Here is a 20,030-nt window from a genome sequence, read left to right as displayed (position 1 = left end):
AAACCTAAATTTTTTTTAGCCAAACCTAAATATTCTTAATTTTACTTATTTTTTGATAAAAAGTCAGATAATTCCCATATCTGATTTTTCCACCTTATTGTTATGTTCTCTCTTAGTATATTTTTTAAAGGTTTCGGTATTGGCAGTGGGCTTATCGTAGCAATTGGAGCTCAAAATGCTTTTGTCCTAAAACAAGGACTTAAACAGCAATATGTATTTTGGTTGTGTTTAATCTGCGCTCTGTCCGACTCAATTTTAATTGCCTGTGGTGTATTAGGCTTTGCCGAAATCATGACGGCATCACCTATCTTAATTACCGTAGCTAAATATTTAGGGGCAACGTTTTTATTAGTTTACGGTGCTAAAGCATTTTATGCTGCATTTAAGACCACCCAAAGTATGGACCTTGATAGCAGTCAAAAACAGACTTTAACCCAAGCATTAGTCACCTGTCTTGCCTTTACTTGGCTTAATCCTCACGTGTATTTAGACACTATTGTTCTGATTGGTTCAGTTGCAACTCAGCTTGAAGACAAAGTGAGTTTTGCTTTGGGCAGCATTCTTGCCTCTTGGGTTTTCTTTTTTAGTCTGGGCTATGGTGCAAGATTATTAAAGCCACTATTTACCAATCCCAAAGCTTGGAAAATTTTAGATTTCATTATTGGTTGCGTTATGTGGAGTATCGCTATAACCCTCTTGTTTTAACGGCTTAAAATTAAAAAAGGATCATAAAAAGATCCTTTTTTATTACTCTTTAGTATTACGCTTCACTCGCAACTATAACTCTTGCCTGTTTTCTTTCTTGTTGTGACTGTTTTATAACAGCATAGCCAGAAGATACACCTAAGTATGCAATGACAAAGGCAACAAATAAATCGGGAAAGACACTGCCTGTTCCAAATACCCCAACGGCCGCTAAAATTACAGCAATATTGGCAATTGAGTCATTTCTACTGCACAACCAAACAGAGCGCATGTTGGCATCACCATCACGAAATGCATAAAGCATAAGCGCCACAGAAACGTTAGCAATTAGAGCCATTACACCAATTGCCCCCATCACCATTGGTTCGGGTGAAACACCATAAAAATACGACCAGACCACTTTCGCAATGACAAAAACACCGAAAGCCGCCATCGTTATTCCTTTAACTAATGCCGCTGTCGCACGCCAATATAAACTCATCGAAAGAACGACTAAAGATAGTGCATAGTTTGCTGCATCTCCGGCGAAGTCCAATGCATCTGCCCAAAGTGAAACAGATTGGGCCTTATAACCTCCCAATATTTCCACCACAAACATTAAGGCATTGATCACAAGTGCGATCCATAATGCTTTTCTAAAACGTGGACTCACTTTCTTTGAAGGAGAACATGTTGAAGCACAACCACATCCAGCCATTTTATTTCCTCAAAAACTCTTTTATAGTGATTAAAAACCCTCGAGTAGCTCCAGAGTCAAGTCTTATGAGTTTTTCTATTGGTCAATTATCAAAAAAAGCGGATATTCCAATTGATACGATCCGTTATTACGAAAAAGTAGGTGTACTTGATCGCATCCAACGTTCAGAAAATAATTATCGTATTTACACCGAACAAACACTTGCAGACCTTTTATTTATTAAGCATTGCCGTGAATTAGATATTTCACTAAGTGATATTAAAACATTAAAAGAAATGAAAACTCAGCCTAAACAGGCCTGCACAGAAATTGATAATTTAGTCGATAAATACTTAAAAGAAGTATCAGAAAAAATCGAACGATTATTACTTTTAAAAGAATCTTTGATTGATTTAAAACAGCACTGCTCTACCAACCGAACAGTAGATGAATGCGGGATTTTGAAAGAACTTCAAAACGCACCTTAAAAATAAAAAAAGCATCACTCATGTGATGCTTTTTAGGATTAATGGTCGCTATGTTCATCTGGAGGAACTTCAGTAATTCTCCCCCCGCGAGCTAAAAATGCGGCAACTTCATCTTCCAGCGCTTGGCGCTGTTTTTGCTTAGCAGTCACAGTCAGTGTTTCTGCCTCAGCAATATCAGTATCATTAATACTGCTTGCTTCTTCATCAGCTGCACCGCTTTCAGCTGCTTTCGCTTCATCTTCATCTACAGCAGAATCTTCTGCATCTTCATAATCATTGATATCTGACATTTTTCACTCCCCAGAATGATTTCTATTGCATCATCGCTATGGTCCCAAGACCTCAGAAATTTAGCAATCTCTTTGCATTTAGCAAAGAGCCAAATTGGTCAAATGTGTATCTTTTTCAACCCAATTGGTAATGATATATAAATGATTGCTTAAAAAATATCTACTGATATTTATTTAGACCAGTAGAGCATAAACTTCGTAATTATTTTAACGACTATACTGGGTGTTTTGTAAAGACCCTAAACCGTTTGCTTGTTGCATAAAACGCTCTTTTAAGAAGGAAATTTGTTCAACCTGCTTGAGTCCCACATTCCGAGCCCAGATAAATGGAAATAGCTCACTACTTTCCAACCAACCAATTGCCGACATGCTATGCATCATTGCATCATTTTGGCCTTTACGGCGATGCTCATAACGCAACAATGTCTGTTCATTTGCCCATACGCCACGCGCTAAGTCATGTAGTAATGCATCACAGAGTACAGCTGCATCTAAACAACCAATATTTACGCCTTGTCCAGCAAGTGGATGGATAACATGTGCTGCATCCCCAATTAAAGCTAAACCAGCTTTCACATACTGTTTTGCAGCGCGCGCTTTGAGCGGGAATTGGGCTCTTGAACGTACATCTAACACTTCACCCAACATATGTTGGCTTTCACGAGTTAAAAGCTGCATAAATTCATGATCGGTTAAAGCAGAATATTCATCGGCATAATCATCAGGTAGTGTCCAGACAATTGACTGCCAGTAGCCATTTTCACTTTCTTCAAGACTAGCCATCGGCAAATAAGCTAAAGGCCCTGTAGGTAAGAAAATTTGACGAGCAACATGATTGTGGGGTTTAGATGTTTTAATGGCACAACTAATCGCTGCTTGCTTGTAATCTAAGACATCTAGGTCAATAAAGGCCTGTTCTCGTACAAATGAATTGGCACCATCTGCACCAATCAGCAGTTTTGTTTTAAGTGTCGTACCATCTGCCAATTGAATATGCCAACAACTAACACCCTGCTCAATGCGAGTCACACGAACTTGAGTACGATAGTCTGTTAACTGCTCAAGCATTTTTTGTTGAATAGCAACATTCAACACACTTGGCTCAACCATAGAACCCAAGGTCTGTTCTGGCATTGGTCTTTGTACGGACTCGTGACCAAAATTAATTTCACCATAGCCATTCAGATTCCACACTTGCATACCTGTATATGGCATTTGACGTGCCAAATCATCCCAAACATTGACAGTTTTAAGTAAATGAATGGTCGCTTGGCTCAGTGCTAAAACACGCGGGTTCATCACACTTAGTGTTTTTTCAACACCCAGTATAGGAGCAGCATCAAGCACAGTAGGCTGTACACCACCTTGCGCAAGTAATAAAGCTGTTAAACCACCAACCAGTCCACCACCAAAAATGACAACATCTAACACTTCACTCATGCTTTTAGCCCCATTGCATAGTTCGCTACTAGTGGTTTAACACCTGGAATGACATCAAATGCAATTAATCCCGTATTACGAATTAATTTTAATAATGGATTTTGGTTACTAAAACCACGAACCACGGTGTCACAGAACTTAATCACTCGTTGTTGATCTGACAAACGAGCTTGTTCATAAGCCAGTAAATTATCTGGGTTACCAATATCGTCAGAAGCGCTTAGCTGGTTCACTAAATACCGTACTAAAACATCCGCATCACGTAGACATAGGTTAAAACCTTGTCCTGCAACAGGATGGATTGTATGCGCTGCATTACCCATCAAAATAACACGACCTACAGCTTGTTTATGTGCGAGCACTTGTGAAAGCGGATAACTAAAGCGTTTACCCGTTTTTTCAAATTTACCAGCTCGGTCACCGTAAGTTTGTTGTAACGCACTTAAGAAATGCTGATCATTTTCATCGCCTAACCACTCACTTTCAGTGCCTTTTTTAACAGGCCATACAACCGAACGGCGATATTCACCCGGTAAAGGCAACAACGCTAAAGGACCTAATGCACTAAAACGCTCAAAACCTACTTGCTCATGGGGTTTTGAAGTCTGAACGGTAGTGACAATTGCAACCTGATCATAATCATGAACATCTACACCAACGCCGATTGCCTGACGACAGAAAGAGTCACGCCCATCTGCGGCAATTAATAGTTTTGATTCAAGTTTTAAAACTTCATCGCCACGCTTGGCTTCAATATGTACTTGCTCAGCATCTTGAGTTAAAGCAGTCACTTGAACGCCATCAATCAGCTCAATCAAAGGTTGCTGACGTACTTGAGTCAATAAAACACGACCCAGCCAAGCATTTTCAATCACCTGCCCAAAGCTTTCGACTTTTTCTTGTTCTGCAATTAATCGTGCCTTACCAAAACTGCCTTGTTCAGTAATGTGAACTTGTAAAATTGGAGTCGCGTGCTGCTGTAATGCATCCCATAATCCCAGCTTCTGATAAATCTGGACGCTACGACGCGATAAAGCCGTATTACGCGCATCAAAACTGGAATGATAAGGGGCAACATTTTGATCATCATAGTTTGGGTATTTCACAGCTTCTAACAGCTTTACTGCAATATTAGCCTTCGCCAGCATGAGTGAAAGGCTAAGTCCAACCATTCCCCCACCTACAATAATCACTTGTTGTTGCATCGAGTTGTGCTCCTTTGGCGAATACGTTTAATTATGATTTAGCTTGCGCCATTAAATGTTCAATATCTGCAATATTTTTAACTACATCAGCAGTTAAAACTCGTGGTCCTTTCGACGTTGCGACCACATCATCTTCAATACGAATACCAATACCACGCCATTTTTTATCTACAGTTTCATCGTCTGGTGCAATGTATAGGCCGGGGTCAACGGTAACGACCATACCTTCTTCATATTGACGCCAGTCTTCACCTTTTTTGTAAGACCCGACATCATGTACATCCATTCCTAACCAATGGCCTGTACCATGCATATAAAATTGACGGTATGCTTCGGTTTCGATAAGTTCGTTAACATCACCTTTGAGTAAGCCTAAAGCAACCAAGCCTTCAGTTAAAATTTTAACGGCTACTTCGTGAGGCTCACGGTACGAATTGCCAATGCGTACTGCATCAATCGCTGCATATTGAGAAGCCAATACAACTTCATATAATGCTTTTTGTTCAGCACTAAACTTACCATTGACCGGAAAAGTACGGGTAATATCTGAGGCATAGAACTCATATTCGCATGCCGCATCAATTAAGACTAAATCACCGTCTTTAAGAGGTTGGTTATTTTCAACATAGTGCAAAATACAGGCATTAGCCCCACCACCAACAATACTGTTATAAGATGGGACACAGCCGTTTTGCCCAAATATATAATTGAGCTCGGCTTCAAGCGCATATTCCATCATACCTGGCCGCACCATCTGCATCGCACGAGTATGTGCCTGAGCACTAATTTTTGAAGCAGTTTGCATCAGCTCAAGTTCTTGTGATGACTTGATTAAACGCATTTCATCAACAATACGGTCGAGCTGTACCAGTTGAGCTGGAGCACCTTGATGTCGATGCTCAGCATCTGCTTTTTTAATCCACTGGCTCACTCGTGCATCAAACGCAGCATTTTGCCCAATCCGATAATAAAGGCGTTCTTTATTTAATAACTTTTCAATAATTTCTTCATCAAGCAGATCAATTGCATAGGCCTCATCTGCATCATAGTCTTCGATTGCACCGTCAATTCCAGCACGGTAACCGTTCCAGATTTCCATCTCGCGGTTACGTTCACGGCAAAAAAGACTATAGCTATAGTCAGTTACATCCTCAAAAGTTTCAATAACTGCAACTGCCTCAGGCTCAGCAAAGCCCGTCAAATAGAAAAAACTGCTATCGGCACGGAATTTATAATCCGCATCACGATTACGGTACATCTCCTCACGCGTTGCAATAATTGCAATACTGTTAGGACCCATTTTTTCTGCTAAACGGTCTCTACGATGTTGAAAATCAGCTTGAGGCAATTTCATAATGATCTACTTGATTTAGAATTTTAAAGTCAAAAAATAAAATACAACCAATAACACATCGCCTCAATTAGCTTGGACGATGTGGTGTGAACATTTCTACAATATTCTGATCTGTACCTAGAGCAGCAGTTTTACTTTTTGCATGAAAGTTTTTCAATAAAGAACTTTCAGCTACAGTGATTTTTTTTCTACCAATCGACAAGCTTACAGGGATCAAGCGTACAAATTCATACAATTCTTCGTAGCTGCTTTCGCCTTCCTCATCATTGTCAGAATCTTCAAATTCGACTGCTGCAACATCTTGAAGGTGTTCAATCAATTCGCGCTCATCACCACGAACATGACCCGATGCCAAACCGAAACCTAACACAACACCCGCACACCAATCAGATAGTGCTTGCACACGCTCTTGAAGTAGATGTTCATCATCTGGAAGCATTGGTAAATAATCTAATTCATCTTCAGATAAAGCATGAATCACATCTTCTGCTTCGTCAGTCAAAAGCACTAAAGCATCTTCACTTAACTCTGGCACATTAAGGGTTGTTAAAATTTGTGACCATTCTTCACGCGTAGGCGCTTCTGTCACACAAACAATACCTGTTAACAGACCATGTAACTCACTAGGGCTTGAAATTTCTTCAATTCCTTCAAAATGAGCGTTCCAATCTGTCCAGCCTGAAATATCGTCTTGCATTCGTTTATCCAATCTCTATACTTTGTATATATTACCTTTGATTGCAATTCTGTGCGACCTCGTTATGTTAGAACAATTACAGCGGCTACAAGCGCATATTAGCGTTTTAAAAACACGCTTACATCATTTAGAGAGTGAACATGCGGCACTCTCGGAAGCTAAAGAACTGGCTGAAACAGAGCATCACGCACAAGTTGTGCAAAAAAATAGTATTATCACTAAAAAACAAGAGGAAATTGAGTCGGTAACTGAGCAACTTTCTCAGTTAAAAGGCCAATTTCAACAATTGAATCAAGATGCTAACACACTTGCCGAACGTTATAGCCGATTAGAAAAAAGTACGACTGATTTAAAAAATCGTTTTCAAGAAATTCTTGCAGAACGAAATGAATTACGTGTTGCAAAAGAGAAGTTACAAGCCCACCAGCGTCAAACCCAACAAGAGCTGCATGATTTACAACAAGATCGTGACCGTTTGTTACAAAAAAATGAGCTTGCCAAATCAAAAGTTGAAGCCATTATTCAGCGTTTAGGAATTTTAGGCACTGCTCAAGATCAACACGCTCAAGAAATCCAGCAACTTGCCCATCCTAATGCTGAAACCGGTGAGGAGATCCAATCATGAGTGAACAAGTCATGGTAGAGCTTAGGCTGATTGAGCAAACTTTTAGACTCGCGACTACCTCAGATAAAAAAGATGAACTTGAACGCGCAGCACAACTTCTCAATGAGAAATTTAATGACATGCGCCGTAGTGCCCCACGTGTTGAGCACAACAAACTAGTCATTATGGTCGCTCTACAGTTAACTCAAGAAGTGCTAAGCCTTAATAAATCTTTGCAGGAATACACTCACTGTGAACGCCTACTGCAAGCGATTTTAGAAGATGTGGAACAAGTTATTTAAATAAGCTTTGATTACGACAAAAAGCCTTGCTCTATAAATCATAGATGCAAGGCTTTTTTATTTTTGACTATCAACTACAGTTGAATATCGTTTTATCTACTTTCAATGTACAAAGCTTCATCAAACGCAAACTAAGTTTACAGTTCCCTAGGCTCAAGTGATTGCCAACATAGTCAGATCGGTTATACTTAAGCTATCTCTGGGATGTTCGCCAGCGGGTCTATTCCCCTGCCGATACTTAAACTTATGGATTGCGTTCTGTATATTTAGAGTGTATGCCTACCTTGAGTAGGAAACCCAGCAAGTATACGTCGCGTCCACCTTGAACTCATCGGGTTCAGGGTAACGACACATGCAGCGGCATCTTCGGAGCATTTACTTTTAATTAAATAATAAAATTTCCAATATTTATTTTAATTTGCCTTTCAATACAGACCTGTCGGTACGATCTTTTTCTCAAGCATTCAATAAGCATGACATTATTATTTTAGAGATGAATAAGTCTCTGCATTCAAAATTACTTTTCTTTTCTACTCAGGCATTCTTGATACCAAGCTGTTTGAAAATCTTCTATCGCTTTTCGTTTAAAGAAGCTGGTCTTGAATACTTTGGTTGAGTAAGCAGAAGTAATTAAATCTTGATAAAGTTTTTTTGCCTTTGGATCTTCAAGACTATTCGCTATATGCTGCAAGTCTTCAGATGGGACTTTTTGTTGACGCGCTTCCATGACAGTATAAGAAACTTTCTTCACCACATTACAAATTTCGGGTTCATTTACACTTTCATCGGCATAACAGCCAAAAGCTAAAAAACCAAGAAAAAATAATTTAAATTTCATACATCTACCTTATTTTTATAGCTTTAAATTAATTACAGAATTTTATTATTAATAAAGAAATAGGAAATTGACCCCTATTTCTTTTAAAGGTTTTTATGCTGGATTAATCACATAAAAATAAATAATTAGACCTACTAAAACGGTGGAAGCGATCGTTAAGTATGTACCAACTGTATTAAAACTCTGTAAGAACTTTAAGATTTCCATATCTAAATCCCCTAAACTTTCACTTATATAGATAGAAGAAAATTTATCACAACCCAATAATGCCAATCAATTCACATTTATCGGATTTTTTGAGATTAAATTCAATTCAAAATTATTGAGTGCATCTAATTGCAAAAGCATCCTTATAGTAGTCAGTCGCACTTTTCAAATCCGCTAATAATTTGTCTTCGGTATAAGGTTTAGGCGAAATTTTTATTAAGGCAGGCATATATTGGGTCTTATAAACTTCTGGATAGTCATGACATAAGATTTTGACTCTAACTTCTTGAGGTGTATTCGGGTTATCTAGTTGATCTAGAAACTCTCCTATTTTACGGTCAGATTCTTCAAATTGAGCTTTATAGTCAACTTCAGCAGCTTCAGGTTCTGTTTGTTTTGTACACCCACCAAGTAACAGACCAGCGCTTATTGTAATGGTTAAAATTTTTAACTTCATAGGCTTAACAATTTCACATTCATCCTTTTAAATATTCTTATCTGATTAAATGTAAATAAATACTGGTAATACGTAAAGAAATAGAATTTTTTATCGCTAAAGAAAATACCTTGTATCAAGTAAATTTAAAGTTATTTCTTAATTAGTTCTCTATTTCCATAAATCTTAAGAAAAATAGGTATAATTTTGCTCGACTGATCTCAAATCTTTGTTAGATTTATACATGAATGAACTCAGCTTTATTAGAAAAAATTTAAGATCTAAAAGACGTTCTTTAAGTTCATTTGAGCAAAAACAAGCTCAGCTTGATGTTCTTCATCATTTAAATACCCTGCCTATTTTTCATTCTTCCAAAAAAATTGGTTTATATTTGCATGCCTTTGGAGAAGTTCACACAGAGCTTCTCATAGAATTATGTTTTAAAAAAAATAAGCAGGTTTATTTGCCGATGATTTGTTCTATGAACCAGCGTTTGGTCTGGGTAAAAATATCTAAAAACCAATATATAAACCGACGTTTTTCGCATCACCCATTGGGAATGAAAGAACCGATGGCCACTAGAGCAAAACATGTTTCATCACTTGATTTATTGATCATGCCACTTCTGGCATGCGACCGATATGGTACGCGTATTGGCATGGGAGGTGGTTATTATGATCGTACCTTGGCAAGTGCAAAACACAAACCTTATCGTTTAGGGTTAGCTCATCAATTTCAATTTATCGAACATACTTTAAAACGTCAGAGTTGGGATCAGCCATTAGATGCTTTACTCACACCTCAACGTGTTTATTATTTTAAAAGATAATATTTATATAAAAACTAATAAAATTTAGTCATATAAAACCATTTTTTTACTTTTATGTCTTTCAAAATCATAAAAGTAACCACCCTAAAGATGGTTACTTTTACGTGACAGACCGTTTCACCAATTTATATTACCACCTCTATTAGGCACCAAACATTGAATAAGTTGTGAATTATTGTTAACCATATAATGTCTATAAATCGCCCGTAAAATGATTATTTTCTATTCATAAACATTTTTTGTGATATGAATATTTATAATTATTAAGCTAAATTACTTAGCATTAATACAAAATTTTATTCTTCTTAAGAATTAATCTCTTGATTCATAACATTTTTAAAAAAAAGTTGACTAAATTAGTCCTTTTTTCCACATTTTCTCTAGTGAGGCCCTTGTAATTTTTAAAATACACATCACTATAAAAAACATGGCAACCTCGTTGTCACTCATTAGGAGTGCCCATGTCTGAACTTATTATGAATGAAAAAACTGACTTAGAGCCTCAGGTTCCAAGTGTATTACCACTTTTAGCGTTGCGTGATGTTGTGGTTTACCCACACATGCAAATTGCGTTATTCGTGGGTCGTGAAAAATCGATCAATGCAGTTGATGTGGCTCGTAACAGTGACAATTTAGTATTTGTAGTTGCGCAAAAAGATTCGCTTACAGAAGAAATTGATCACGATAACCTTTATCAGTACGGAACTGTCGCTAAGATTGTTCAAGTCGTAAATCATGAGAATGATGAAAACTGCATTAAAGTACTTATTGAAGGTTTACATCGCTCTAAACTTGAAAAGATTATCGATGAAGATAGCCATTTGACTGCTGAACACAGCTTAAGTCCAATGACAATTAACGTAGATAAAGCTACTCAAGAAACTCGTTTGCAAGAGTTACGTACTTTATTTGCTCAATATGCTGAAGCAAAATTACGTAATGCACGCGAACTTGTTGCTGCGGCTAATAAAATTGAAGATTTGCTACAACTCATGTTCTTCGTAGCAACACGTGTGCCTCTAAATATTGAAATTAAACAGAAGTTTTTAGAGCACGATGAGTTTGAAGCACATTTGCAAGAGCTTATGAGCTACTTGGTAAATCAATCTGCTGAACAGCAAATTGAACAAACTTTGCATGACAGCGTAAAACGTCAAATGGAAAAAAACCAACGTGAATACTTTCTAAATGAAAAAATGAAAGTCATTCAACGTGAACTTTCTGACATGAATGGCGGTGCTGAAGATGACGTTGCTGAGATAGAGAAACGTCTTGCTGAAGCTGATTTACCTGAACACGTACGTAAAAAAGCTGAAGCTGAGTTCCGTAAGCTTAAAGCAATGCAACCAGCGTCTAGTGAAGCAGCTGTTGTACGTAACTATCTAGAAGTAATTTTAGATACGCCGTGGAATAAAGCGAGCAAAGTGAGTATTAACCTTGCGAAAGCACAGGAAATTCTCGATACAGATCACTACGGTTTAGATGACGTAAAAGACCGTATTGTTGAATACTTAGCTGTTCAGTCGCGTGTTAAAAAGCTCAAAGGTCCGATTCTATGTTTAGTAGGCCCTCCTGGTGTAGGTAAAACTTCACTTGGTGAGTCTGTCGCGAAAGCAACAGGTCGTGAATTTGTTCGTATGGCACTCGGTGGTGTACGTGACGAAGCTGAAATTCGTGGTCACCGTCGTACTTATATTGGTGCGATGCCAGGTAAAATTGTGCAGTCTTTAACAAAAGTTGGCGTGAAGAACCCACTGTTCTTACTTGACGAAATTGACAAGATGGCACAAGACTACCGCGGTGATCCTGCTTCTGCATTGCTTGAAGTATTAGATCCATCACAAAACAGTAAGTTCAACGATCACTATTTAGATCTTGATCTTGACCTATCTGAAGTGATGTTCATCTGTACTGCAAACAGTATGAATATTCCAGAAGCTTTGCTTGACCGTATGGAAGTTATTCGTCTACCGGGTTATACCGAAGATGAGAAAGTTAACATTGCTGAACGTTATCTTGTTCCAAAAGCAATTAAGAACAATGGTCTACGTCCAAAAGAGTTAACAATTCATGAAGAAGCGATCCGTGACATTGTTCAACGCTATACACGTGAAGCTGGTGTACGTAGTTTAGAACGTGAAGTGTCTAAAATTGCGCGTAAAGTGGTAAAAGAAGCAGTAAGTAAAAAGTCTAAAAACTTACAACTTGATGTGACTTCTGCCAATCTTCCAGAATACTTAGGTCCACATAAGTTTGACTTTGGTATCGCAGAAGATGAAGCACAAGTAGGACGCGTAAATGGTCTAGCTTGGACATCTGTAGGTGGTGAGTTACTAACTATTGAAGTTGCAGCGGTTAAAGGTAAAGGTAAATTCATTACAACCGGTTCACTCGGTGACGTAATGAAAGAATCTATTACTACAGCAATGACTTTAGTGCGTACACGTGCCGATGAGCTAGGTATTGAAGCTTCTCGTTTTGAAGAAACTGATGTACACGTTCACTTACCTGAAGGTGCAACACCAAAAGATGGCCCATCTGCTGGTTTAGCATTAACAACTGCGCTTGTATCAGCATTTACAGGTATTGCAATTCGTCCTGATATTGCAATGACTGGTGAAACAAGCTTAGGTGGTCGTGCAATGCGTATTGGTGGCTTAAAAGAAAAACTTCTTGCAGCACACCGCGGTGGAATTAAACTTGTATTTATTCCTCAAGACAACGTTCGAGACTTAGCAGAAATTCCTGCGAATGTTAAAGAAGGTTTGGAAATCAAAGCTGTGAAAAGTATTGATGACATCTTACCTTTAGCATTAGTTTCGTTGCCAAAGCCTTTACCTAAAACACCGATTGTAAAACCGGTGGAAGGCTCAAAAGCAGCACGTCACTAATTAAAAATATAGAAAAAGAGAGCTTCGGCTCTCTTTTTTTTGTTACACAATTTGATTGAAAAATATCCAACCATCCTCATAATAGGTAATAAGAGTATTTAAATAAATGAGTACTCTTAACTATCTAATTCTTAGATAGCCTTGTTTTTATTCTCTATGATCATCTGAACTCCAGACAGATGATCATTTGATCGCAGTCCAACACTGTTTTTTGGACTGCGTTTTTTATGCCAGCTTTTTAGATCGTCAGATACTTTCATTCATCAGGTATAATGCGCCAGCTGTATTTGAATGAATAGATAACATGAAAATTCGTATTCTGACCATTGGTCAAAAAATGCCTGCTTGGGTTCTTACTGGTTTTGAAGATTATTTCAAACGCATCCAACCTTTTGTTCAAACTCAAGTTATTGAACTACCTATGGCCAAACGTGGTAAGAATGATTCAGAAGCGGATATTTTAAAGTATTGCCAAATTGAAGGCGAAAGTATTTTAAATGCTTTAAAACCGAATGAAACCTTAATTGCTCTTGAAGTTGGTGGTCGGGAACTAAGTACAGAAAAATTAGCTGATACAATGAAACAATGGATGCTTGAGGGTAATGATGTAGCACTTGCGATTGGCGGTCCAGATGGTTTGTCAGATCAAGTACGTAAAGCAGCTGCTTGGCATTGGTCACTCTCAAAACTTACCATGCCCCATCCTTTAGTACGTGTTTTATTAATCGAGCAGCTTTACCGAGCGATGAGCATTAATCATAATCATCCTTATCACCGTGCATAAAAGGAACAAACGTTTCATTTTAAGAACAATCCGTTGAAATCAGGATACTTTTAACATGTCCTGATTTTGGCATAATGACTATTATTCTGCTTTTCAACTCAGGTGTAATGAAATGGAACTACAAACCCTTCCTGGACTGTTTATTTCCCATGGCTCGCCCATGCTTGCACTTGATCCAGAACAAGTGGGACCTGCTCTACACCGTTTAGGCACAAATCTTCCTATACCTAAGGCAATCATTGTGATGTCTGCGCACTGGGAAAGTAAAGCACTTGAAGTGAGCATTTCGACTCGTCCTGAAACATGGCATGACTTCCGTGGATTTCCTAAAGAGTTATATGAAATTCGCTACAGTGCGCCTGGCGAACCAGCATTAGCAGAAGAAATCTTAAAATTATTGGCCGATGCTCACTTTGTTGCACATGCCAATAGTACCCGTCCTCGTGATCATGGCGTATGGATGCCTTTATTGCATATGTACCCAGATGCAGACATTCCTGTAGTCGAAATTTCTTTGCCATCAAATTTAAGTGCACAAGAAATTTATCGTATAGGACAAACGCTTACCCCTTTACGTGATAAACAAATCTTACTCATTGGTTCAGGAAGTATTACTCATAATCTTGCAGAGTTATCTTGGCAAGGAGACAACTCTAAAGTTCCTGAATGGGCTTCAACTTTTAGAAATACTGTCGTTAATAAGCTTTCCCATCAAGATTATGATGGAGTTTTAGACTGGCAATCACTGCCGTTTGTGAAACGCAACCACCCTACGCTTGAACATTTTGCACCTTTGTTTTTTGCTATGGGTACAGGCAATCGCTTTACGATTGTTCATAGTAGCTTCACAATGGGCTCATTAGGAATGGACATCTATCGTTTTGATTAATTATTAAGAAATACCCCGTTTTGCGGGGTATACCATTATTTTTGTTGAAAATTAGAATAATTTACAAACTTATACATTTTAAAAACCGAAACAATCAAATGTTTACATTTTCTTTTTTTAAGAATGTTTTAAGCTTATTACTGTTGTTTTTTTACTTGAAGTTTTTAAATGAAAATTAAATATTTAATTCTTGCGTTATTACCTTTTTCTTTGATGGCGTGTCAAACAGTTACTAATACTCCTGCTCCAATTGTTTCTGAGCAACAACAAAACCTTGCAACCACTTTAGGTGAATATGCATGGACTTATCAAAATGTAAAAGCTTCTAAACCACTTATTCTTAACTTTAATGCAGATGGTAAATTAGCCATTAATACGGGCTGTAATGGCCAAGGCGGTACTTGGAAAGTTGAAGGCAACCAACTTGTTACTTCTAATCTTGTTTCAACGATGATGGCTTGCCAAGATGATTTAATGAAACAAGAACAACTTTCTACTAGCATCTTTAATGAAGCAAAATTACCAATTGAAATTAGCAACACTAATGGTCAGGTGATTTTAACGGTGACAGATAAAACTGGTCAAAAACACATTTTCCAAGGTCAAAAAGCAGTTAATACTCAAGCTTTAACAGATTACTCTTGGTCATATCAGCCTGAAAATACTAAAAAGCCAATCGTTCTTAACTTTACAAATGATCGTTTATCTATCGCAACAGGTTGTAACCGCCAAGGAACAACTTGGAAAGTTGAAAATAATACGATTGTAACAGCTGACGTAATGTCGACAATGATGGCATGTGAACCTGCTTTAATGAAACAGGAACAGTTCTCTAGCAGCCTCTTCCAAAAACGTGCAGTTCCGTTTGAACTCAATACTACAAATGTTGATCAACCAACATTGACAGTATCTGATGCTCAAGGTCAGAAATATACTTTCACTGGTAAAATGACACCTGAAGCAAAATATCAATCTGAAGGAAAAACAGTTTTCCTAGAAGTTGCTCCAGAAACTAAATCTTGTACTGGTGTTGCGCCACAAACTTGTATGCAAGTTCGTGAAATTAAATATGATGACAAAGGTGTTAAAACTTACGCTGACAAAAACTGGTCATTATATTACGGTCAAATCGAAGGGTTTGAACATAAACCGGACCAACGCGTAATTTTGCGTGTAAAACGTTTTGAAGTGAAAAACCCAGCTGCAGACCAATCTAGTCAAGCAGATGTATTAGATATGGTTGTAGAACAAGAGTTAGTTAAAAAACCTAAAAAATAAGTTTTTAGACTAAAAAAATCCGATGCTTATGCATCGGATTTTTTATTTCTATCTTAGAAAATACCTTGAGCAAGCATTGCATCAGCAACTTTTACAAAACCTGCAATATTGGCACCGTCTACATAGTTCACACTACCGTCTTCTTTAGTACCATATCTTACACAGTTGGCATGAATGTCTTTCATAATTGCATGTAAACGTTCATCGACCTCAGCATGGGTCCAGCCTAAACGAATTGCATTTTGAGACATTTCTAAACCAGAAGTTGCCACACCACCCGCATTAGATGCTTTACCTGGCGCATACAAAATTTTAGCTTCAATAAAATGTTCAACTGCTTCAAGTGTAGATGGCATATTAGCGCCTTCAGCTACACAAATGACACCGTTAGAAATAAGTGTTTTAGCGTCCTCACCTGTTAATTCATTTTGCGTAGCACATGGCAAAGCAATATCGACAGGAATATGCCAAGGCGTTTTTCCTTCAAAATATTCAAAACCATGTTTAGAAGCAAACTCGGAAATACGACCACGTTTAACGTTTTTTAGTTCCATTACTTCAGCAAGTAACTCATCTGTAAAACCATTTTTTAAATAAACTGTGCCGTTTGAGTCCGACAAGGTAACAACTTTTGCTCCTAAGAACATTGCTTTTTCCGCCGCATATTGTGCGACGTTACCAGAGCCTGAAACAGAAACAGTTTTACCAGCAAAAGATTGTCCACGGGCTTTAAGCATTTCTTCTGCAAAATAAACCGTACCATAACCAGTTGCTTCAGGACGCATTAAGCTACCACCAAATGAAATTCCCTTACCGGTAAAGACACAAGCGGTGTCATTACTCAGCTTTTTCATCATCCCTGCCATATAACCAACTTCACGTGCACCCACACCAATATCACCCGCAGGAATATCCGTATTTGGTCCTAAATGGCGATAAAGCTCAATCATTAATGCCTGACAGAATCGCATAATTTCAGCATTAGATTTACCTTTAGGATCAAAATCTGAACCACCTTTCCCGCCACCCATTGGTAAAGTAGTAAGTGAGTTTTTAAAAGTCTGCTCAAAACCTAAAAATTTTAAAATTGATAGATTGACTGATGGATGGAAACGCATTCCACCTTTGAATGGACCAATTGCTGAATTGTATTGAACGCGGAAAGCACGGTTAACTTGAGTCTGGCCTTGATCATCCATCCATGAAACACGGAATTGAATCACACGCTCAGGTTCAACCAAACGTTCTAGCAATCCATGCTCTGCATATTCCGGATTTTTTTCAATGAATGGCCACAAACTCGTCATGACTTCTTCGACAGCTTGTAAAAACTCAGGTTGATGCGGATCACGCGCTTGCACGTAATTCAGGAATTCATTCAGGTTGTTGTATTTCAATGCACGGTCCTCAGCATAGTAATGAATTAAATTGGTGCAATACATTTTTAAATGCATCATTTAGCAGCAAAATATTAAATCCCTTTCCATCAATTTTAACAATACTTATTTTAAATTATTTTATTTATCTTAATTATCAAAAACTTATTTTTAGAAAAACTACTTAAAAATAAGAAATAGTCATTTATCCTTTCATTTTTATTGATCTATTATTGTGCAATATTAGCTACATTTTAGGTCAATCAAAAAGCCAATAAATTCGTTAAAATCCATTGACCTTACTTAGGTTTTTCTTCATTATCGCATCGTTTTAACCAAGCTATTTGCCCACTATGAATTCATCTATTTCTCTCATACGCGAGATTGATGCGTTATTACCACAAACACAATGTGGTTTATGTGGACATCGTGATGGATGTCTACCCTACGCAAAGTCGATTGCTGAAGGTGAAGAAGCAAATAAATGCGTTCCAGGTGGTCAGCCTGTAGCCGATGCACTCGCAAATCTATTAAATCGTCCTGTGTTAACCGCTGAAACTAGCGTATGGCCTGTACAGGCCGATGGGCGCCCTCAGCGAATGAAAGCGATTATTCGAGAAGATGAATGTATTGGTTGCACCAAATGTATTAGTGCTTGCCCTGTAGATGCTATTATTGGAAGTGGTAAGCTCATGCATACCATCTTGACTGACTTATGTACAGGTTGTGAGTTATGTATTCCACCTTGTCCGGTAGATTGCATTGATTTGGTCGAAGACACGCAAGCATTACCAAATGAGCAACAGCGTATTGCTGAACAAAATGATTTAAGACAACGTTATTACGCTCACATTCAGCGCGAAGAAAAACGTCGTACTCACCGTAAAGGGCCTGTAGTACGTGCTGAAATTGATACCCAACTGTTTGCCCAGTTCTCTCAGGCACTTGATGAAGTGCCTTCAATCGAGCTCATCGAGAAACCCAAAGAAGTTGTGTCAACTGATGCAAAAACTACAATTGAGTTAGCGAAAATTCGTACGCAAATTAAGAAACTGGAAAAACAACTCAGTGTACGTGAAGATGCTAAAAAACGTCTTCAACTTGAAGAACTTCAACAGCAACTCATGCAATTACAGGAGGTCTGAATGGCCGTCAAGAATATGACGAAAAAGCAGATTCAAATTTTCTTTGAACGCCTTCGCGAACAACGACCTTCACCTCAAACCGAGTTAAAATATTCATCTCCATTTGAGCTACTTATTGCAGTTATGTTGTCAGCTCAAGCGACCGATGTAAGTGTTAATAAAGCAACTGATAAACTCTACCCTGTGGCGAATACAGCCGAGAAAATCTATAACTTGGGCGTAGATGGGTTAAAGGAATATATCAAGACAATTGGTCTCTATAACGCAAAAGCCGAAAATGTCATTAAGACCTGTAAGATTTTAATGGAACAATTTAACGGCGAAGTTCCAAGCAACAGAAAAGATTTAGAAGCTTTACCGGGTGTCGGGCGTAAAACAGCTAACGTGGTTTTAAATACGGCTTTCGGACAACCCACCATGGCTGTCGATACTCATATTTTCCGAGTAGGAAATCGAACTGGTTTAGCAGTAGGTAAAAATGTACTTGAAGTTGAACACCGCTTAATTAAGGTCATTCCTAAAGAATTTATTTTAGATTCACATCATTGGCTCATATTACACGGTCGTTATTGTTGTATCGCCCGTAAACCGAAATGTGCAGAATGTGTTGTTGCAGATGTCTGTAACTGGCCTGATCGTTTTGAATTTGGCGCACAAAAGCAAATTGCCATTAAAAATATTGAAGCTTAAAAATATGGTTGGGTATAGGGATCATACCCAATCAAACTTACTTTAGACGCTTTTTTTCATTACGCTCTTCTTTTGCTTGTTTTTGAACCTGTCTTAGCATTTTGTAGCTTTGAAAAGCCAAAAATATTACTAGTGCCAGACTCAGCAATACCACCAAAATCAATATGATTTTCATATTGTTCTCCTGCACTTAATGAAAGAAAAGAGCCCTCACAAAGAGGGCTCATTATCACAAGCAATATTAAATTATTTGTCTAAGATGTTGAACAAATCTTTTTGTACATCTTCAATTGTACGCAAGCCATCAAGCTTGTCATAAGTTGGAGCATTTTCACCAGAAGCAGCACGGCCTTGGTAGAAACCAACCAGTTGCTCTGTTTCAGTGTGATAAGACGCTAAACGCTTACGGATTGTTTCTTCTTGGTCATCTGGACGTTGAACAAGATCTTCACCAGTTTCATCATCTTTCCCTTCCACTTTAGGTGGATTGTATACAGTGTGATAAACACGACCAGAAGCTGGATGCTGACGACGACCAGAAAGACGTTTTACGATTTCTTCATCAGGAACATCAATTTCAATCACGTGATCAATGCTAATCCCTTCTTTTTCCAAAGCTTCAGCTTGTGGGATAGTACGTGGGAAACCATCGAAAATGCAGCCATTTGCACAGTCAGGTTGAGCAATACGTTCTTTTACTAAACCGATAATAAGTTCATCTGAAACCAAACCACCAGATTCCATTACACTTTTAGCTTTTAGACCTAATTCAGTACCTTCACGAATCGCAGCACGGAGCATATCACCGGTTGAAATTTGTGGGACATTGTAGCGCTTACAGATCAACTGAGCCTGAGTCCCTTTGCCTGCTCCAGGTGGTCCGAGTAAAATAATGCGCATAAAAAA

23 protein-coding genes and 1 other RNA gene are annotated in these 20,030 nt (G+C 38.1%); 12 read left to right on the top strand and 12 right to left on the bottom strand.

From position 1 onward, the window contains the following. The first annotated feature begins 102 nt into the window (after window positions 1-102). Window positions 103-705, top strand: coding sequence for a LysE/ArgO family amino acid transporter (locus J690_RS17690; RefSeq protein ID WP_002117603.1), 603 nt, complete (start codon window positions 103-105; stop codon window positions 703-705). Window positions 706-760: 55 nt separating this feature from the next. On the opposite strand, the gene J690_RS17685 is transcribed toward J690_RS17690, so the two are convergent. Further along, the gene (locus J690_RS17685; RefSeq protein ID WP_005075543.1) at window positions 761-1,402 is read right to left on the bottom strand and encodes a cation efflux transmembrane domain-containing protein; all 642 of its coding nucleotides are present in this window, start codon (window positions 1,400-1,402) and stop codon (window positions 761-763) included. A 65-nt stretch (window positions 1,403-1,467) separates the two neighbouring features. Between J690_RS17685 and J690_RS17680 the strand changes: the two genes are divergently transcribed. Continuing rightward, on the top strand, window positions 1,468-1,869 hold the full coding sequence (locus J690_RS17680; protein WP_032037269.1) for a Cd(II)/Pb(II)-responsive transcriptional regulator: 402 nt from the start codon (window positions 1,468-1,470) through the stop codon (window positions 1,867-1,869). 38 nt (window positions 1,870-1,907) lie between these two features. Here the strand turns inward: J690_RS17680 and J690_RS17675 are convergent, their stop codons facing one another. The 5 genes from J690_RS17675 to J690_RS17655 all read right to left on the bottom strand — a co-directional run bounded on the left by J690_RS17675 (window position 1,908) and on the right by J690_RS17655 (window position 6,855). After that, window positions 1,908-2,159 (bottom strand): hypothetical protein, encoded by a 252-nt coding sequence (locus J690_RS17675; RefSeq protein WP_002117665.1) that lies wholly within the window; start codon window positions 2,157-2,159, stop codon window positions 1,908-1,910. A 207-nt stretch (window positions 2,160-2,366) separates the two neighbouring features. Next, window positions 2,367-3,599, bottom strand: coding sequence for an FAD-dependent monooxygenase (locus J690_RS17670; RefSeq protein WP_032037267.1), 1,233 nt, complete (start codon window positions 3,597-3,599; stop codon window positions 2,367-2,369). After that, window positions 3,596-4,804: a 2-octaprenyl-6-methoxyphenyl hydroxylase gene (ubiH, locus tag J690_RS17665; RefSeq protein WP_032037266.1), complete on the bottom strand. Its 1,209-nt coding sequence runs from the start codon at window positions 4,802-4,804 to the stop codon at window positions 3,596-3,598. Before ubiH ends, J690_RS17670 begins: the two co-directional genes overlap by 4 nt. Window positions 4,805-4,835: 31 nt before the next feature. Then, the gene (pepP, locus tag J690_RS17660) at window positions 4,836-6,158 is read right to left on the bottom strand and encodes a Xaa-Pro aminopeptidase (RefSeq protein WP_032037264.1); all 1,323 of its coding nucleotides are present in this window, start codon (window positions 6,156-6,158) and stop codon (window positions 4,836-4,838) included. Window positions 6,159-6,225: 67 nt separating this feature from the next. After that, window positions 6,226-6,855: a UPF0149 family protein gene (locus tag J690_RS17655; RefSeq protein WP_032037262.1), complete on the bottom strand. Its 630-nt coding sequence runs from the start codon at window positions 6,853-6,855 to the stop codon at window positions 6,226-6,228. A gap of 64 nt (window positions 6,856-6,919) precedes the next feature. On the opposite strand from J690_RS17655, the gene J690_RS17650 reads away from it, so the two are divergent. From J690_RS17650 to ssrS, 3 genes are all read left to right on the top strand, one after another. After that, window positions 6,920-7,480, top strand: coding sequence for a hypothetical protein (locus tag J690_RS17650; RefSeq protein ID WP_002117619.1), 561 nt, complete (start codon window positions 6,920-6,922; stop codon window positions 7,478-7,480). Beyond that, window positions 7,477-7,761, top strand: a complete 285-nt coding sequence (locus J690_RS17645) for a cell division protein ZapA (RefSeq protein ID WP_002117766.1) — start codon at window positions 7,477-7,479, stop codon at window positions 7,759-7,761. The genes J690_RS17650 and J690_RS17645 overlap by 4 nt, the downstream gene beginning before the upstream one ends. 193 nt (window positions 7,762-7,954) lie before the next feature. Beyond that, window positions 7,955-8,138, top strand: a non-coding RNA gene (gene ssrS, locus J690_RS23555) — 6S RNA. Between the two features lie 140 nt (window positions 8,139-8,278). Here the strand turns inward: ssrS and J690_RS17640 are convergent. The 3 genes from J690_RS17640 to J690_RS17635 all read right to left on the bottom strand — a co-directional run bounded on the left by J690_RS17640 (window position 8,279) and on the right by J690_RS17635 (window position 9,263). Then, a complete protein-coding gene (locus tag J690_RS17640; RefSeq protein ID WP_032037260.1) occupies window positions 8,279-8,599 on the bottom strand; it encodes a hypothetical protein in 321 nt (106 codons plus the stop codon). A 93-nt stretch (window positions 8,600-8,692) separates the two neighbouring features. After that, a complete protein-coding gene (locus tag J690_RS23980) occupies window positions 8,693-8,806 on the bottom strand; it encodes a hypothetical protein (protein ID WP_002117788.1) in 114 nt (37 codons plus the stop codon). Window positions 8,807-8,918: 112 nt separating this feature from the next. After that, on the bottom strand, window positions 8,919-9,263 hold the full coding sequence (locus J690_RS17635; RefSeq protein ID WP_032037259.1) for a hypothetical protein: 345 nt from the start codon (window positions 9,261-9,263) through the stop codon (window positions 8,919-8,921). A 223-nt stretch (window positions 9,264-9,486) separates the two neighbouring features. On the opposite strand from J690_RS17635, the gene J690_RS17630 reads away from it, so the two are divergent. From J690_RS17630 to J690_RS17610, 5 genes are all read left to right on the top strand, one after another. Beyond that, window positions 9,487-10,071 (top strand): 5-formyltetrahydrofolate cyclo-ligase, encoded by a 585-nt coding sequence (locus J690_RS17630; protein ID WP_032037258.1) that lies wholly within the window; start codon window positions 9,487-9,489, stop codon window positions 10,069-10,071. Window positions 10,072-10,532: 461 nt separating this feature from the next. Then, on the top strand, window positions 10,533-12,962 hold the full coding sequence (lon, locus tag J690_RS17625; RefSeq protein WP_032037256.1) for an endopeptidase La: 2,430 nt from the start codon (window positions 10,533-10,535) through the stop codon (window positions 12,960-12,962). A gap of 304 nt (window positions 12,963-13,266) precedes the next feature. Then, entirely contained in the window at window positions 13,267-13,746 is a 480-nt protein-coding gene (gene rlmH, locus J690_RS17620; protein WP_002054393.1) for a 23S rRNA (pseudouridine(1915)-N(3))-methyltransferase RlmH, read from the top strand. Between the two features lie 112 nt (window positions 13,747-13,858). Further along, the gene (locus J690_RS17615) at window positions 13,859-14,635 is read left to right on the top strand and encodes a DODA-type extradiol aromatic ring-opening family dioxygenase (RefSeq protein ID WP_032005893.1); all 777 of its coding nucleotides are present in this window, start codon (window positions 13,859-13,861) and stop codon (window positions 14,633-14,635) included. A gap of 168 nt (window positions 14,636-14,803) precedes the next feature. After that, on the top strand, window positions 14,804-15,913 hold the full coding sequence (locus J690_RS17610; protein WP_005802909.1) for an META and DUF4377 domain-containing protein: 1,110 nt from the start codon (window positions 14,804-14,806) through the stop codon (window positions 15,911-15,913). Between the two features lie 53 nt (window positions 15,914-15,966). On the opposite strand, the gene gdhA is transcribed toward J690_RS17610, so the two are convergent. Further along, window positions 15,967-17,370, bottom strand: a complete 1,404-nt coding sequence (gdhA, locus tag J690_RS17605; RefSeq protein WP_081405223.1) for an NADP-specific glutamate dehydrogenase — start codon at window positions 17,368-17,370, stop codon at window positions 15,967-15,969. Window positions 17,371-17,642: 272 nt separating this feature from the next. Between gdhA and J690_RS17600 the strand changes: the two genes are divergently transcribed. Further along, window positions 17,643-18,434 carry an RnfABCDGE type electron transport complex subunit B gene (locus tag J690_RS17600; protein ID WP_032037251.1) on the top strand — a complete coding sequence of 264 codons (792 nt, stop codon included), beginning with the start codon at window positions 17,643-17,645 and terminating at the stop codon, window positions 18,432-18,434. Further along, window positions 18,435-19,124 carry an endonuclease III gene (gene nth / locus J690_RS17595; RefSeq protein ID WP_002117539.1) on the top strand — a complete coding sequence of 230 codons (690 nt, stop codon included), beginning with the start codon at window positions 18,435-18,437 and terminating at the stop codon, window positions 19,122-19,124. 37 nt (window positions 19,125-19,161) lie between these two features. Here nth and J690_RS23975 read toward each other — a convergent pair whose 3' ends face one another. After that, window positions 19,162-19,299 carry a hypothetical protein gene (locus J690_RS23975; protein WP_002117672.1) on the bottom strand — a complete coding sequence of 46 codons (138 nt, stop codon included), beginning with the start codon at window positions 19,297-19,299 and terminating at the stop codon, window positions 19,162-19,164. Window positions 19,300-19,370: 71 nt separating this feature from the next. After that, window positions 19,371-20,024 carry an adenylate kinase gene (adk, locus tag J690_RS17590; protein ID WP_002117671.1) on the bottom strand — a complete coding sequence of 218 codons (654 nt, stop codon included), beginning with the start codon at window positions 20,022-20,024 and terminating at the stop codon, window positions 19,371-19,373. Window positions 20,025-20,030 lie beyond the last annotated feature (6 nt).

The organism is Acinetobacter sp. 742879 (genome assembly GCF_000588535.1).
GTDB lineage: Bacteria > Pseudomonadota > Gammaproteobacteria > Pseudomonadales > Moraxellaceae > Acinetobacter > Acinetobacter pittii.
Note: the sequence above shows the minus strand (reverse complement) of the source record. Positions and strands in the feature narration are given on the sequence as shown.

Excerpts from the sequence above, each read along its gene's own strand:
- J690_RS17690 (WP_002117603.1), top strand. The coding sequence starts at position 103 with ATGTTCTCTCTTAGTATATTTTTTAAAGGTTTCGGTATTGGCAGTGGG.
- J690_RS17685 (WP_005075543.1), bottom strand. The coding sequence starts at position 1,402 with ATGGCTGGATGTGGTTGTGCTTCAACATGTTCTCCTTCAAAGAAAGTG.
- J690_RS17680 (WP_032037269.1), top strand. The coding sequence starts at position 1,468 with ATGAGTTTTTCTATTGGTCAATTATCAAAAAAAGCGGATATTCCAATT.
- J690_RS17675 (WP_002117665.1), bottom strand. The coding sequence starts at position 2,159 with ATGTCAGATATCAATGATTATGAAGATGCAGAAGATTCTGCTGTAGAT.
- J690_RS17670 (WP_032037267.1), bottom strand. The coding sequence starts at position 3,599 with ATGAGTGAAGTGTTAGATGTTGTCATTTTTGGTGGTGGACTGGTTGGT.
- ubiH (WP_032037266.1), bottom strand. The coding sequence starts at position 4,804 with ATGCAACAACAAGTGATTATTGTAGGTGGGGGAATGGTTGGACTTAGC.
- pepP (WP_032037264.1), bottom strand. The coding sequence starts at position 6,158 with ATGAAATTGCCTCAAGCTGATTTTCAACATCGTAGAGACCGTTTAGCA.
- J690_RS17655 (WP_032037262.1), bottom strand. The coding sequence starts at position 6,855 with ATGCAAGACGATATTTCAGGCTGGACAGATTGGAACGCTCATTTTGAA.
- J690_RS17650 (WP_002117619.1), top strand. The coding sequence starts at position 6,920 with ATGTTAGAACAATTACAGCGGCTACAAGCGCATATTAGCGTTTTAAAA.
- J690_RS17645 (WP_002117766.1), top strand. The coding sequence starts at position 7,477 with ATGAGTGAACAAGTCATGGTAGAGCTTAGGCTGATTGAGCAAACTTTT.
- J690_RS17640 (WP_032037260.1), bottom strand. The coding sequence starts at position 8,599 with ATGAAATTTAAATTATTTTTTCTTGGTTTTTTAGCTTTTGGCTGTTAT.
- J690_RS23980 (WP_002117788.1), bottom strand. The coding sequence starts at position 8,806 with ATGGAAATCTTAAAGTTCTTACAGAGTTTTAATACAGTTGGTACATAC.
- J690_RS17635 (WP_032037259.1), bottom strand. The coding sequence starts at position 9,263 with ATGAAGTTAAAAATTTTAACCATTACAATAAGCGCTGGTCTGTTACTT.
- J690_RS17630 (WP_032037258.1), top strand. The coding sequence starts at position 9,487 with ATGAATGAACTCAGCTTTATTAGAAAAAATTTAAGATCTAAAAGACGT.
- lon (WP_032037256.1), top strand. The coding sequence starts at position 10,533 with ATGTCTGAACTTATTATGAATGAAAAAACTGACTTAGAGCCTCAGGTT.
- rlmH (WP_002054393.1), top strand. The coding sequence starts at position 13,267 with ATGAAAATTCGTATTCTGACCATTGGTCAAAAAATGCCTGCTTGGGTT.
- J690_RS17615 (WP_032005893.1), top strand. The coding sequence starts at position 13,859 with ATGGAACTACAAACCCTTCCTGGACTGTTTATTTCCCATGGCTCGCCC.
- J690_RS17610 (WP_005802909.1), top strand. The coding sequence starts at position 14,804 with ATGAAAATTAAATATTTAATTCTTGCGTTATTACCTTTTTCTTTGATG.
- gdhA (WP_081405223.1), bottom strand. The coding sequence starts at position 17,370 with ATGATGCATTTAAAAATGTATTGCACCAATTTAATTCATTACTATGCT.
- J690_RS17600 (WP_032037251.1), top strand. The coding sequence starts at position 17,643 with ATGAATTCATCTATTTCTCTCATACGCGAGATTGATGCGTTATTACCA.
- nth (WP_002117539.1), top strand. The coding sequence starts at position 18,435 with ATGGCCGTCAAGAATATGACGAAAAAGCAGATTCAAATTTTCTTTGAA.
- J690_RS23975 (WP_002117672.1), bottom strand. The coding sequence starts at position 19,299 with ATGAAAATCATATTGATTTTGGTGGTATTGCTGAGTCTGGCACTAGTA.
- adk (WP_002117671.1), bottom strand. The coding sequence starts at position 20,024 with ATGCGCATTATTTTACTCGGACCACCTGGAGCAGGCAAAGGGACTCAG.